This is a genomic window from Stenotrophomonas sp. YJH_SMC_131, from assembly GCF_059367975.1.
The window spans coordinates 371,112-385,149 of sequence record NZ_JCAFRJ010000004.1 but is presented as its reverse complement, the minus strand read 5'-3'; the positions used below and the strand labels follow the sequence as shown (position 1 = coordinate 385,149).

At 68.8% G+C, this 14,038-nt stretch carries 15 protein-coding genes; 13 read left to right on the top strand and 2 right to left on the bottom strand.

Annotated features, from left to right (window positions below):
- Positions 1–37: 37 nt before the first annotated feature.
- Entirely contained in the window at positions 38–352 is a 315-nt protein-coding gene (locus tag AC5P56_RS11390; RefSeq protein WP_288495980.1) for an AzlD family protein, read from the bottom strand.
- A complete protein-coding gene (locus tag AC5P56_RS11385) occupies positions 349–1,080 on the bottom strand; it encodes an AzlC family ABC transporter permease (RefSeq protein ID WP_049439472.1) in 732 nt (243 codons plus the stop codon). Before AC5P56_RS11385 ends, AC5P56_RS11390 begins: the two co-directional genes overlap by 4 nt.
- A gap of 128 nt (positions 1,081–1,208) precedes the next feature.
- On the opposite strand from AC5P56_RS11385, the gene AC5P56_RS11380 reads away from it, so the two are divergent.
- From AC5P56_RS11380 to gspF, 13 genes are all read left to right on the top strand, one after another.
- A complete protein-coding gene (locus tag AC5P56_RS11380) occupies positions 1,209–1,673 on the top strand; it encodes an Lrp/AsnC family transcriptional regulator (RefSeq protein ID WP_005413654.1) in 465 nt (154 codons plus the stop codon).
- Between the two features lie 526 nt (positions 1,674–2,199).
- A complete protein-coding gene (locus AC5P56_RS11375; protein ID WP_046430979.1) occupies positions 2,200–2,880 on the top strand; it encodes a TonB-dependent receptor in 681 nt (226 codons plus the stop codon).
- Between the two features lie 16 nt (positions 2,881–2,896).
- Complete coding sequence (locus AC5P56_RS11370; protein WP_288495987.1) at positions 2,897–3,427, top strand: RNA polymerase sigma factor; 531 nt, start codon at positions 2,897–2,899, stop codon at positions 3,425–3,427.
- Between the two features lie 69 nt (positions 3,428–3,496).
- Positions 3,497–4,477: a FecR family protein gene (locus tag AC5P56_RS11365; RefSeq protein WP_495231658.1), complete on the top strand. Its 981-nt coding sequence runs from the start codon at positions 3,497–3,499 to the stop codon at positions 4,475–4,477.
- Between the two features lie 58 nt (positions 4,478–4,535).
- Positions 4,536–5,087, top strand: coding sequence for a hypothetical protein (locus AC5P56_RS11360; protein WP_049439478.1), 552 nt, complete (start codon positions 4,536–4,538; stop codon positions 5,085–5,087).
- 144 nt (positions 5,088–5,231) lie between these two features.
- The gene (locus tag AC5P56_RS11355; protein ID WP_229653703.1) at positions 5,232–5,789 is read left to right on the top strand and encodes a hypothetical protein; all 558 of its coding nucleotides are present in this window, start codon (positions 5,232–5,234) and stop codon (positions 5,787–5,789) included.
- A 57-nt stretch (positions 5,790–5,846) separates the two neighbouring features.
- Complete coding sequence (gspG, locus tag AC5P56_RS11350; RefSeq protein WP_014647371.1) at positions 5,847–6,284, top strand: type II secretion system major pseudopilin GspG; 438 nt, start codon at positions 5,847–5,849, stop codon at positions 6,282–6,284.
- A gap of 9 nt (positions 6,285–6,293) precedes the next feature.
- Complete coding sequence (gene gspK / locus AC5P56_RS11345) at positions 6,294–7,199, top strand: type II secretion system minor pseudopilin GspK (RefSeq protein ID WP_495231657.1); 906 nt, start codon at positions 6,294–6,296, stop codon at positions 7,197–7,199.
- On the top strand, positions 7,196–8,359 hold the full coding sequence (gene gspL, locus AC5P56_RS11340) for a type II secretion system protein GspL (protein ID WP_014647369.1): 1,164 nt from the start codon (positions 7,196–7,198) through the stop codon (positions 8,357–8,359). The genes gspK and gspL overlap by 4 nt, the downstream gene beginning before the upstream one ends.
- Positions 8,356–8,883 carry a type II secretion system protein M gene (locus AC5P56_RS11335; protein ID WP_014647368.1) on the top strand — a complete coding sequence of 176 codons (528 nt, stop codon included), beginning with the start codon at positions 8,356–8,358 and terminating at the stop codon, positions 8,881–8,883. The genes gspL and AC5P56_RS11335 overlap by 4 nt, the downstream gene beginning before the upstream one ends.
- Positions 8,880–11,261: a type II secretion system secretin GspD gene (gene gspD / locus AC5P56_RS11330; protein ID WP_495231656.1), complete on the top strand. Its 2,382-nt coding sequence runs from the start codon at positions 8,880–8,882 to the stop codon at positions 11,259–11,261. The genes AC5P56_RS11335 and gspD overlap by 4 nt, the downstream gene beginning before the upstream one ends.
- Entirely contained in the window at positions 11,258–12,691 is a 1,434-nt protein-coding gene (gene gspE / locus AC5P56_RS11325) for a type II secretion system ATPase GspE (protein ID WP_080342757.1), read from the top strand. The genes gspD and gspE overlap by 4 nt, the downstream gene beginning before the upstream one ends.
- A 7-nt stretch (positions 12,692–12,698) precedes the next feature.
- Positions 12,699–13,898 carry a type II secretion system inner membrane protein GspF gene (gene gspF / locus AC5P56_RS11320; protein ID WP_134808955.1) on the top strand — a complete coding sequence of 400 codons (1,200 nt, stop codon included), beginning with the start codon at positions 12,699–12,701 and terminating at the stop codon, positions 13,896–13,898.
- The last annotated feature ends 140 nt before the right edge of the window (positions 13,899–14,038 follow it).

The window sequence follows — 14,038 nt, the reverse complement described above, 5'->3', positions numbered from 1 at the left end:
ACTGGCCAGCGCCGGGCCTTTGCCCGGCGCACCGCAGTCAGCCCATCAGGTAGCGCAGCAGCCCGGCCGAGGCCACGCCGATCAGCACCGTCGGCAGCATCGACAGCCGCGTGGCGGCCAGCAGGGTGATCGCCAGCGCGGCCAGGTCGGCGGGCTTGTCGGCGACGAAATCCGGAGCGATCACCGAGATCAGCACGCAGCCCGGCGCGGCTTCCATCACCGTCACCGCGCGCTTGCCCAGCGTGCGGTTGCGCAGCGCGAGGAAGCCGACGATGCGGGTCAGGTAGGTGGCGGCGGCCATCAGCACGATGGTCAGCACCGAGGACCAGTGGATCAGGCCGTTGGAGATCATGCTGCGTCCTCCGCCAGCAGCCAGGCGGCGGCCAGGCCGGCCAATGCGCCGCTGGCCACGTACCACGCACCCGGGATCAGCAGATAGGTGGCGGCGGCCACGACCAGGCTGACCAGCCACGGGCGCGCGGCCTTCATGCCCTGCCACATGCCGCGCAGCAGCACCAGGAACACGGCGGGGAAGGCCATGTCAAAGCCGTAGGCGTGGATGTCGCCCAGCAGCGGCCCGACGATCGCACCCAGCGCGGTGCAGGCCACCCAGACGGTGTAGAGGCCCGCGGAGACGCCCAGGTAATAGGCCAGGCTGAAGCCGAGCGCACGGCGGCGCGCATCGGCCACGCCCATCGCCCAGCTTTCGTCACACATGAAGAACAACGCCGGCAGTACCCGGCGGCGCGGCAGGTGCTGCAGCAGTGGGGCCAGGCTGGCGCCCATCAGCAGATGGCGGCTGTTGACCAGTGCGGTGATCGCCACGATCAGTGCGATGTGCGGTGGCGAGGTCCACAGTTCGACGGCGGCGAACTCCGAGCCGCCAGCGAAGTTGAGGCCCGTCATCAGTGGCACTTCCAGTGCGCTCAGGCCTTTCTGCGCGGCCTGCGCGCCGAGCACCAGGGCGAAGGGAATGAAACCGATCATCACCGGCACGGCGGCGCGCAGGCCGCGCAGGAATTCGGCACGCGGCGCGGTATCGCAGGTGTCGGGCAGGGGGAGGGTGGTACGGGCGTCCATGGAACGGAACAACGAGGTAGGGGGTGGCCCATGCTAGCGGTCCGATCGCGAAATCGGGTTGCGTTGATGCCACTGGATTCTTGATGATTGATATTTCATGCGGCCAGAAGTGACAAGGGCGGAATCCCATGCAGTATCAGCTCGACAACCTCGATCGGCGTATCCTCGACGCCCTGCAGCGCGACGGCCGCCTGCAGAACCTGGAGCTTGCCCGGCTGGTCGGGCTGTCGCCGTCGGCCTGCCTGCGTCGGGTGCGGCTGCTGGAGGAAGGCGGCTACATCGACCGCTACGTGGCCTTGTTGAACGAGGCCAAGGTGGGCCGTGGCTTCACGGTATTCGTCCGCGTGTGGCTGCGCGGGCAGGACGAGGACACCACCAATCACTTCATCAACAGCATCAAGTCTTTCCCGGAAGTGCTTGAATGCCATCTGATGGCCGGTGACTGCGATTTCCTGCTGCGGGTGGCGGTGGCCGACCTTGATGCCTACCGGCAGTTCCAGATGCAGCACCTGAACCGGATCGCCGGGGTGCAGAACACCAAGACCGAGATTCCGATGCAGCGGATCAAGCAGACGACCCAGCTGCCGCTGTGAAGGGCGGGGGTTTCCGCCAGGGTGGCGCCCGGCACCCGCGGGTAGTGCCGGCCTCTGGCCGGCAACCCCAGAAGCAACAGCCGAAGCAACAGCGTGCATTCCGTTGGATGGCGGGGTGGGTCCGGTTGCAGGGGACGCCGTAAACCCTTCCATGGGGGCTTGGCCGCGGCATTCATGCCGCGGACGCCCCTGCAACCAGACCCACCCCGCCTTCGACAGTTCCCCGCAATCTGCCGGAACGGCATGAACTGCTCTTGGTGGGTGTCGACCTTGGTCGACACGTTTGGGCCGGCACGGGGTCGGATCCCGTTGCTGCGCAACGGGCTCTGACCCCAGGCGTGGATGAGGTGGTCCGTTCGATTTATTGATTCCTGATGGGTGACTGGCTTCACGTCGGCTGTAGGCGGCGGTCATCGCAATGACATGTGGCCCCGCTACGGTTTGAGCCCGCTTGCGGGTCGCGCGCGGGCCGGGGTGCTGGTCCTGGTGCGCGTCCACTGCAGCTGCTGTCGCTGCCGAGGGTCATGTGTTCTACGTCAGGGGGCTGAATGGACACCATGCGGTCAGAACTTGGAAGGTGGCCATCGTCGCGTGGCTGCTGCTGTCCTCTGCCGCTGCCGGGCAGGACGGAGTTCATGCCTACGACATCCCTGCGCAACCGCTGGAACAGGCGGTCGAGCGCTTCAGCGTCATCAGTGGGTGGTCGGTGATGTACCCGGGCGACCTGGCCGCGGGCCGCAGCAGCCATGCGCTGCGCGCCAGCCTGGAGCCGCTGCCTGCCCTGCAGGTGCTGTTGCAGGACTCCGGCATCGAGGTCGAGGTGATCGGCGCGCAGCGCGTGGTGCTGCGCCGGGGCACGTCCTCGGCCGCCGAACCCGGTGTTGGCGCCGAACTTCCCGAGGCCGAACGTCGGCGTCGCTATGGCGGGCTGCAGCAGCGGCTGCGTGCGGCGTTCTGTGACGACCCGGAGATCGCGCCCGGCCGCTACGCCGCGACGCTGCGCTTCCGCATCGACGGCGCGGGCCGGGTGAGCGAGCCCGAGCTGCTGTCCGGCAGTGGCAGTGCCCGCCGCGATGCACGCCTGCTGCAGGCGCTGCAGGGCCTGGTGCTGGCGACCGAGGCCGCCGCGCTGGCGCAGCCGGTGACCCTGCAGATCCGTCCTTCCGGCACCGACCACGACTGTGGCGGGCGCGCGCCCCTTCCATGACTTCAAGGATTCGAACATGAGCAACGGTACGGCTGGCGCAGTTGACCTGATGGACCACCTTCTGGGGGCCTACGACGAGCTGAAGCGCCGGTTGGTGCGCAAGCTGGGATCGGAGGAGCTGGCCGGTGACGCGCTGCAGGACACCTGGATGCGCCTGAGTGCGCGCCGTGACCGCCTGGACGCCGTGCAGAACCCTGCGGCCTACCTGCTGCGCATGGCGATGAATACCGTGATCGACCGCCAACGTGCCGACCATCGCCTGCTGAGCCTGGAAGAGGTGGAGACGCTGATGGACATGGCCGACCCGGCACCGGGGCCGGCGCAGGCGGCCGAACTGGACTTCGCGCTGGAGGACATGGTGGGCCTGCTGCAGCGCATGCCCGAGCGGCGTCGCCGCATCCTGCTGGCAATCCGCGTCGATGGCCTGCAGCAGCGTGACGTCGCCGATCACCTCGGCATGTCGCTGCGGCTGGTGCAGCGTGAGCTGAAGGCGGCCCAGGACTACCTGGCCGAGCGCAGCGGGCAGGGGCGCCAGGTGCGGTTCTGAGCGGCGGCATCCGTCTACACTTTGACGCCGAGCAGAACCCCGCAGCGTGCGGGTCCGGCATGAGCCCCCATGGATCCTGACGATCACCCGCAACGCCCGCTGGATGCCGTCGAGCGCCAGGCGCACGCGTGGGTGGTGCGGCTGACCTCGGGCGAGGCTACTGCGGCCGACGGGCGCAGCTTCCGCGCGTGGTGCGAGGCTGATCCCCGTCATCGCGAAGCATTCGGCCGTGCGCGCCGGCAATGGGAGCAGGTACGCCTGGCCGGCAAGCAGCTGCCTGCCGCTGCACGCCAACCGGTCGTGCCGACGCCGACCCAGCGCTGGAGCCGGCGTGCCTTCCTGGGTGCCGCGATTGCCGCCCCGGCCAGCCTGGCAGTGGTGGCGGCGATCCGTCCGCCGCTGGGGCTGTGGCCCTCGGTGACGGCGATGACGGCCGACTTCCACACCGGTACCGGTGAACGGCTGCAGATCGCACCTTCGCCACAGCTGAAGATCGAGCTGGATACGCAGAGCAGCCTGCGCCGCCGTGCGGACACGGAGGGCGAAGGCTTCGAGCTGGTGCAGGGCCAGGCCGCGATCGAGACCCGGGCCGGCCTGCGCCTGGCCCTGTTCGCAGGGGCGGGCTGCGTGATTGCCGATGAAGGGGCGGTGCGCCTGGACGTGCGCAACACCCACGGCCAGGTACGGGTGACCTGCCTGCAGGGCAGCGCCCGGATCGAGCACCCGCAGGGCCGCCTGCAGCTGCAGGCGGGCCAGCAGACCCGGTACGACGAGCGCCTCAGTGGCGTGGTGGCCGAAGCCGTGGCCTCGGAAGTGAGTGCCTGGACCGAAGGCATGCTGGTGTTCCGCCGGGCGCCGCTGCGCGAGGTGGTGGAGGAGATCAACCGCTACCGCCGCGGCAAGGTGCTGCTGGGTGAATCGGCATTGGCGCGCGCCCCGGTCAGCGGCCGCTTCCGCATCGATGATCCGGATGCGGCGCTGGAGCAGCTGCGACTGACGATGTCGCTGGATCTGCGTCGCTTTCCAGGTGGCATTGCCGTCCTTGGTTAGGTGAAGAAGCTGGACGTGCGCGCCGCGCAGGGCTGTTGCAAGCAAGGAGACGCCAAGGATGCGCAACGAGACCATCGGTGTGCTGGATCTGCGCCGCAATCTGTCGGCGTTGCTGGAAACCACCCAGCGACGGCCGTTGATGGTGCACCGCTACGGCTCGCCATGGGTATGCGTGGTATCGGACGCACAGTGGCAGCAACAGGCCGTGCTGCTGGACTTCGATCCGCAGTCGCACCCGCTGGCGATGCTGTTGCGCCTGCAGCAGCAGGTGCTGCCGCTGGCTGAAACCGGTGTGTTGCCGCCTGCGGCGCTGGCACGCGCACTGCTGCTGATGGACATGCATGGCATCAGGGATCTCGCGCAGCTGCACGAGCAGGTGCTGCACCACCGGCTGTGGCACTGGTTCGTGGCGGGCACCCGCGGGGTGATGGACGGCTGGCAGCTGCCCGCGGTGCGCATTGCGATGGCGTCGTGGTGCGATGACGTGGACATGACAGACGCGCTGGTCGCGTTCGCCGCGCGCAGCGACGTGGCGGTACTGGCCCGCCGCTGCGGGGGTGACGCACCGCGCCTGCAGCGCGAAGCCTGCAGGCGGATGACGCTGCGATGACGTTGCCGATGAAGCACCACCCAGCGCACAGAGCGGCATTCGCGCTGTCGCTTCACCTGCCTTGCTGACGTCTTCTCCAGAGTACGACGCACCACGCGTCGCGGAGCACGGGCGACGAAGATGGCAGACAGTCGCAGGATCAGCATGCTGGAGCTGGATCGCCACCTGAGCCGGTCACTGGAGCAGGCGCGGCACACGCCCTTGAATGTGCAACGCTACGGACACTCGTGGGTCTGGGTGCTGTCCAGTGATGCCTGGGCCGATGCCGCGCGCTGGGCGGCACTGGACAGCAGCGCGCATCCATTGGCGGCGCTGCGGCACGCCCTTGATCTGCAGCTGCGGCCGTGGTCCGAAGCAGCCATGAACGCGCTGCCGCTTGACGCAGGCGATGCGCGGCTGCTGCAACGTGCGGCCCTGCTGGTGGTCGTGCGTGATCTCAACAGTGCGCAGCGCGTGTACGACGATCTGCGCTATCACCAGGCCTACCGCACGTTCATCGGCCTCGACCATGGCACCGCGTGGTCGCCGATGCAGTGCGTGCGCCTGTTGCAGGCGTGCGCGCTTCCGCTGCTGCGCGGCTGCATCGACGAAACGCTGTCCAGTGTGCCGCCACACCTGCTCGAGGCGGCACGCGTACCGGCTGCGCCGGCGCCCGCCCAGGCACATGCGCAGCGAATTGCCGGCGGATGTTTATCGTACTGACACATGCACCGCTGACCATGGCGCAGCGGTCTCTTCCAGGATGACGAGGGCGGAACAATGGCAAGGCAGGTGGGTGGTCGCAGGGCTCGGCAGCAGGGTTTCAGCCTGATCGAGATCATGGTGGTGGTGGTGATCATCGGCATTCTCGCGGCATTGATCGTGCCGCGCTTGATGGACCGTCCCGACCAGGCGCGCGTGGTGGCAGCGCGCCAGGACATCGCGGCGCTGATGCAGGCGCTGAAGTTGTTCAAGCTGGACAATGGTCGCTATCCCAGCGCCGAGCAGGGCCTGCAGGCGCTGGTGAAGCCGCCGCAGGGCAGTGGCGCGATGCCGGTCACGCCCTATCTGGATCGCCTGCCGAATGACCCGTGGGGCCATCCGTACCAATATCAGGTGCCTGGCACACATGGCGACATCGATGTGTTCTCGCTGGGTGCGGACAGCAAGCCCGGTGGCGACGCCGGGAACGCGGACATCGGCTCGTGGCAGCTGTGAGGCAGGCCGATGTCAGCCCGGATGCGGTCTGTTTCGAGTGTCCGTCAACGTGGCATGGCGGTGATCGTCGCCCTGCTGGTGGTGGCACTGGTGGCAGTGAATGCCACTGCACTGCTCACCCGGCAGTCGGCCCAGCTGCGCGCGCTGCGTGGTGACCAGCTGCGCGCACAGGTACGCATGGCCGTGGACGCAACGCTGGAACGTGCGGCGCAGCAGTTGCGTGAGGATGCAAAGGAACAGCTGACCACGGTGCGCAGCGGGCGCTGGGCGCGCCCATTGGAGCTGCAGGCGCCGTTGCCGGTGCAGCTGCAGCTGGTCGATGCGCAGTCGATGTTCAACCTGCGCAATCTGCTTGCGCATGGCAGGCCGGACCCCGAGGCGCGGCGCGCGTTCATCGCGTTGTGTGCCGGGCAGGGGCTGGGCCAGGGCGCCTGCACATCCGCCGCGGACCACATCCAGGCGCGCCTGCGCGATGGCGACATGCAGGCGCAGGCGCCGCTGCCGCGCGAATCACTGATCGAACAGGCGCTGCCGGGTGCCGATCCGGTGGCGTTGCAGGCGCTGGCGCGACGCACCGTGGTGTTGCCGGCACAGACCCTGGTCAACGCCAACACCAGCGACCTGCGCGTTCTGCAGGCGGTGACGCCTGCGGTCGAGCCGGCACGGCTGCAGGCGCTGCTCGGTGAGCGCGACGCTGGCCATTGGCTGCTCAATCGCGGCGACATCGCCAACCGACTCCAACTGAGCAACGAACAGATGGCGGTACTTCCCTTGGGTATCCATAGCGAGTGGTTCCTGGCTGTCGGCCGGGTGCAGGCTGACGGCAGCGCGGTTGATTTCCGCGCGCTGCTCTGGCGCGAGTACCGCGACGATGGCGTGCGTGTGCAACGCGTGTGGACGAGGATCGGCGCATGAACGGGCAGCTTCGGGTGCGCCTGCCGACGCTTGAGGGTCTGCACGCCGACAGCGCGGTGGACTGGGCGCAGCTGCACAAGGGCGAGGTGCTGGCCCACGGTTGCGCCACGCTGGCGGCGCTGGGTCTGCGGCATCCGCGGGCTGCGGTGCATGCCTGCCTCGATCCGAGCGACCTGATCCTGCTGGAACTGCAGCTGCCACCGTTGTCCGGGCGCCGCCTGCAGTTGGCGTTGCAGGGTGAGGTGGAGGCGATGTTGCTGGATGACCTGCAGGACGTCGCGCTGGCCCACGGTGCGCAGGCGGCTGACGGCACGGTTCCGGTGGCATGGCTCGGCCAGCAGGCGGTCCTGCAGGCGCAGCAGTTGCTGGCCTCGTGCGGACTGCAGCTGCAGGCACTCCATCCGACGCCGCTGCTGCTGCCCTGGCAGGACGGACAGGCCACGCTGCAGGTCAGCGGCGAGCACCTGCTGGTGCGAAGCGGGCGCGATCGGGGCTTCGTCCAGTGGTATGGCGGACGTGATGCGTGTGCAGTCATGCAGGCGCTGGCCGTGCGCCTGCGACAGGCCGGCGTGCAGGCCGTGCAATGGATCGGCAGCGTACCGCCGGCGTGGCCGGACAGCCTGCCGGCCACCGCCGTCATGAAGGAACGGCAGGCATGTGGCCCTCTGCCGGGGTGGTCACTGCCGCTGCCCGGTGCGGGTCGGCAAGCGCCACGCCTGGCAATCGGCCTCGCGTTGGCGGCAGTGCTGCTGGCCGCGCTCGGCCTGCAGCTGCAGGTCTGGCGTTGGCGGATCGAGGGCGAGGCGCTGCAACAGGACATGGCGCGGCAGTTCAGCGCACGCTTCCCGGAGATCACCGATGTGGTGGATCCGGTGCTGCAGGCAAGGCGTGCTCTGGCGGTGCCGCCACCAGCGCCACCGTTGCCGCCGTTGCAACGGCAGGTAGCCAGCACGCTGCTGGCGGTTCCGGAACTGGCCGGGCAGGTGCGCAGCCTGCATTACCAGCCCGGCCAGCTCGACATGGAGCTGGATGCCGATGCCCAGGCATTGGCCGACGATCCGCAGCGGCTTGAGCACTGGCAGCAGGCGCTGCAGGTGCAGGGCCTGCTGCTGGCGCGCGACGCCGGTGGGCGCCTGCGGGTGAGCGGAGCGGGACAGTGACGGCCCGCACCCTGCGGCTGGGCGGGGGGCTGGCCGGCCTGCAGCAGCGCTGGCAACGCCTGCCACCGCGCGACCGGCGGATGCTGTGGGTGATGGTGGTGGCGCTGCTGGTGGCGGGCCTGTGGTCGTTGTGGCTGGAGCCACTGCTGAAGCAGCGCACGCACTGGCAGGCCGAGCTACCGCGGCTGCAGGCGCAGTCGCGCGCACTGGCACCGCTGCTGCGCGTCCGTGAGCGCCAGCAGCTGGCGCAGGGCCAGCATCCGACACTTCCTGGGCTGCGCGATGGAATCAAGACCGCCGGCCTTGCCGACGGCCTGCATATCGAAGCGCGTGACGGGCGCTGGCACCTGCAGGTGCAGGCGGTGCCCGCCGATGCGCTATGGAACTGGCTGCTGCCGCTGCTGGCCGACCCGGCCATCGAGCTGCAGCAGCTGCAACTGACACGCACAGGGGACGCGAACATGCCGGCGGCACGGATTTCCGGAAACATCGTGATGGTGGCCACCGCGGGTGCCCATCCATGAGGGCGATGCGCAGCCTTGCCTGCAGTACTGCATTGGCCCTGATCGTGGGCATGGCCCACGTGCCGGCGCCGGTGGCAGCGCAGGACACACGCGATGAGCCGGTGCAGCTGAACCTGGTGGATACCGATATCGGTGGCGTGCTGCGGATGGCGGCACGGTTCACCGGCCGCCAGTTCCTGGTCGACCCCCGGGTGACCGGCAAGATGACGGTGGTCTCCGATGGCCCGGTCAGCCGTACCCAGGCCTATCAGCTGCTGCTGGGCGCGCTGCGCATGCGCGGCTTCGCCGTGGTCGAGAATGGCGGCGTCAGCCGGGTGGTGCCGCAGGCCGACGCCAAGCTGCTCGGTGGCCGGGTGGGCAGTGGCGGTGCAGGAGGCGAGGTCGCCACGCGCACCTTTCCGCTGCGCTACGAGAACGCCGCCGCGCTGGTGGCGGTGCTGCGGCCGATGATCAGCCCGGACAATCCGATCACGGCGAACCCGGGCAACAACACTCTGGTGATCACCGACTATGCCGACAACCTGGAGCGCATTGCGCGGGTGATCGCCAGCGTCGACACGCCGGCCGGCATGGACACCGATGTGGTGAAGCTGCAGCAGGGCATTGCCGTAGACGTCGCGGCGATGGTCGCGCCGCTGCTGGATGCGCAGGGCGCAGAGCCCAGCCAGAAGGTGGTGGTGATGGCCGACCCGCGCAGCAACAGCGTGCTGCTGCGTTCCAGCAGTCCCGGGCGCACCCGTCTGGCCCGGCAGCTGGTGGAGAAGCTGGACCGCGCGCAGGACGAGTCCGGCAACCTGCATGTGGTCTACCTGCGCAATGCCCAGGCCAATCAGCTCGCCGGCGTGCTGCGCGGCGTGGTTGCGGGGCAGAGCGATGTGCCGGCAGTGGGCAGCAATGAAGGCATCACGCCACTGCCTGGCGATGCAAGCCGTTCCGCACCGGCGCAGCCGTCGCAGCCACAACAGGCCAGGACCGGCAGCAATGCGCTGGAATCGCAGCGGCTGGATCCGAACCGCCGCGACCCGATCGACGCCGGGAGCACCGGCTTCAGCCAGAACGGCATTTCGGTACAGGCGGACGTGGCCACCAACACGCTGTTGATCTCGGCGCCGGAACCGGTGTACCGCAACCTGCGCCGGGTGATCGACCAGCTTGACCAGCGCCGTGCACAGGTGCTGGTGGAAAGCCTGATCGTGGAGGTCAACCAGACCGACGCGGCCGAACTGGGCGTGCAGTGGATGCTGGGCAATGGCCGCACCTTCGGCGGCACCCACTTTGGCGGCACCAGCGGTCGCAGCGGGCTGAACACCACCGCGCGCACCACCCTGGACGTGCTGCCCAAGGATGGCCTGAAGATCGGGGTGATCGACGGCACCATCAACCTGCCCGGCGTCGGCCAGATCCTCAACATGAAGGCGCTGGCCAACGCGCTGCAGAGCAAGGGCGGTGCCAACATCCTGTCCACGCCGAACCTGATGACGCTGGACAACGAGGCGGCCAGCATCATGGTCGGGCAGACCGTGCCGTTTGTGAGCGGCCGCTACGTGACCGACGGTGGCGGCGGCAGCAACAATCCATTCCAGACCATCGTGCGCGAGGACGTGGGCCTGAAGCTGCGGGTACGCCCGCAGATTTCCGAGGGCGGCACGGTGAAGCTGGACATCTACCAGGAAGTCAGCAGCATCGATGCGCAGAGCGCGAACAGCACGGCCGGCATCATCACCAACAAGCGCGCACTGGATACCAGCGTGCTGCTGGACGATGGCCAGATCATGGTGCTGGGTGGCCTGCTGGAGGACAGCGTCAGCCAAGGCCGTGACGCGGTGCCGGGGCTGGGGAAGATTCCGGTGCTGGGTGCCTTGTTCCGCAGCGACACACGCAAGCGCGCCAAGACCAACCTGATGGTGTTCCTGCGTCCGCACGTGGTGCGTGACCCGGCCGCCGGCCAGCGCCTGACCCGCGACCGCTATGACTACATGCGCAACGCGCAGGCTGGCGCGCAACCGGTGCAGAGCTGGGCATTGCCGGCGCTGTCGGCACCGCAGCTGCCGCCGCAGGACCTTTCTGTACTCGGCCAGGGCAATGCGCGCGATGGCCAGGGCCAGCCGCTGCAGAACACCAGCCTGGCAGTGTTGTATCCGGCCGGTGACGGCGATGCGCAGCTGGTGCAGTTCGCACAGGGGCTGGACCCGACCCGTGCCCGCCAGGGCGTGGCGCAGGTGCGGGCGCTGGGCCTGCAGGCCTATGCCGAGGCGACGCCGGGCGAGAGTGGCCAGCGCCTGCGGGTGCGGCTGCCGCGCGACCCGGCGACGCTGGACCCGGCACTGCAGCAACTGCGCGGGCTGGGCTACACGCCGGAACTGGTGATCGGACCGTGAGCGCCGCCGCGCCACTGCCGTACGCCTGGGTGCGCAGCCATGGGGTGATGCTGTCCGAGGTTGGCGGTGAGCCTGTGCTGCTGGGTACCGTCGATACCGCAGCGTGGGCCGTGGCCGAACTGCGCCGCCGGCATGGACCGTTGCCCTTCCAGGCACTGGATGCCGCGATGTGGCAGCAGCGGTTGGCTGAGCAGTACCGTGACGGCGGCGACGCCGCTGCCGTGGTCGGTGCCGCCGAGAGCGAAGTCGATCTGGACCGGCTGATGCAGGACATGCCGGAAGTCACCGATCTGCTGGACGCGCAGGATGATGCGCCGGTGATCCGCATGATCAACGCGCTGCTGGCGCAGGCCGCACGTGATGGCGCCAGCGATCTGCACATCGAGCCGTTCGAGACCCATTCGGTGGTGCGCTACCGGGTGGACGGCACGCTGCGCGACATGGTGCAGCCACGGCGCGCACTGCACGCAGCGCTGGTATCGCGCATCAAGATCATGGCCCACCTGGACATCGCCGAGAAGCGCCTGCCGCAGGACGGGCGCATCGCGATCCGCGTGGGTGGGCGTCCGCTGGATATCCGAGTCTCCACGGTGCCGACCGGGCATGGCGAGCGCGCCGTGCTGCGACTGCTGGAGAAGGATGCCGGCCGTCTGCAGCTGCAGCGCCTGGGCATGGCCGATGACACCCTGGCCACGTTCACCGGATTGATCCGGCAGCCGCATGGCATCGTGCTGGTCACCGGCCCGACCGGTAGTGGCAAGACCACCTCGCTGTACGCCGCGTTGGGCCAGCTCGACAGCAGCACCAGCAACATCCTCACCGTGGAGGACCCGGTGGAGTACGACTTCGCCGGCATCGGCCAGATCCAGGTGAACGCGCGCATCGGCATGAGCTTCGGCACCGCGCTGCGCGCGATCCTGCGCCAGGACCCGGACACCATCATGATCGGCGAGATCCGCGACCTGGAGACCGCACAGATTGCGGTGCAGTCGTCGCTGACCGGCCATGGCGTGCTGGCGTCCCTGCATACCAACGACGCGATTTCGGCAGTGACGCGCCTGGCCGACATGGGGGTGGAACCGTTCCTGCTGGCCTCGTCGCTGCGCGGCGTGCTGGCGCAGCGGCTGGTGCGGCGGCTGTGCACCCAATGCCGGCGTGCCGAAGTGGATGGGGACGGCCGTACCGTATGGCGCGCGGTGGGTTGCGCGGCTTGTGCCAACAGCGGCTACCGGGGGCGTACCGGCATCCACGAGTTGTTCGTGGTGGACGATCGCGTGCGTACGCTGATCCATGAGGGGCAGGGTGAACCTGCACTGCGCGAGGCGGCGCGGCGTGCCGGCATGCGGACCTTGCGTCAGGACGGCCAGCGTTGGGTCGACAGCGGGGTGACCACCCTGGAAGAGATCCTGCGCGTCACCGGCGACGACTGAGGCTTGCATGGCGCTGTTCGACTACCAGGCCGCCAACGCGCAGGGCCGCATCGAGAAGGGCCAGCTGGACGCTGACAGCCCGCGCGGTGCGCGGCAGTTGCTGCGCGGTCGTGGGCTGACACCCGTGCAGGTCAGCGTGGCGCGCAGTGCCGGCAGTGGCTGGGCTGCCCGGCGGCTGTCCGCCAGCGAGCTGGCCTGGGCCACGCGCCAGCTTGCCAGCCTGCTGGCCGCCAGCCTGCCGTTGGAAGCTGCATTGAGTGCGGTCATCGACCAGGCCGAACGCCCGCACGTGGCCCAGGCGCTCACCGCAGTACGCGCCGACGTGCGTGCCGGCCAGCGCCTGACCGTGGCGCTGGCAGCGCGGCCGCGCGATTTCCCGCCGATCTATCGGGCGCTGGTGGGTGCAGGTGAGGATTCCGGCGATCTGGCACGGGTGATGGAGCGCCTGGCCGACTACATCGAAGAGCGCAATGCGCTGCAGGCCAAGGTACTGACCGCCTTCATCTACCCGGCGGCGATCAGCCTGGTATCAGTGGCGATCGTGATCTTCCTGCTCAGCTACGTGGTGCCGCAGGTGGTGACCGCGTTCGTTCAGGCACGGCAGACGCTGCCGATGCTGACCCAGGTGATGCTGGCCGCCAGCGCGTTTGTGCGCAGCTGGGGCGTGTGGGCAGGGCTGGGCATGGCTGCGCTGATGGTGGCCTGGCGGCTGGCGTTGCGCCGGCCGGAACTGCGCCTGCGCTGGGACGCGATGCTGCTGCGGGTCCCGATGGTCGGGCGCTTCGTGCTGGGTGTGAACAGTGCGCGCTTTGCCTCGACGCTGGCGATCCTGCTGGACGCCGGTGTCCCGCTGCTGCGTGCCCTTGAAGCGGCGCGGCAGACGCTTGGCAATGCGCTGCTGGCGCGCTGTGCCGATGATGTGGCTGCTCGCGTACGCGAAGGTGCGGCACTGGGTGCTGCGTTGAAGGTACAGAAGGTCTATCCGCCGATCCTGGTGCATCTGGTGGCCAGCGGCGAGAAGACCGGTTCGCTGGCGCCACTGCTCGAACGCGCCGCGCAGACGATCTCGCGCGAGATCGAGCGCCGCGCGATGGCGCTGACCGCACTGCTGGAACCGACCATGATCCTGGTGATGGGCGGCGTGGTGCTGACGATCGTGCTGGCCGTGCTGATGCCGATCATGGAGATGAACCAGCTGGTGCAGTGATGCGCAACGCGCATCACGGGTAGAGTCGACTGCTTCCAAGCACACTTCGACAGGACCAGCGCTCCGTGCACCAGTCGACGCACAGTCGACTCTACCCGGTCGCCGTCTTCGATTCTCCACACAATCCTCCACACCTTTTT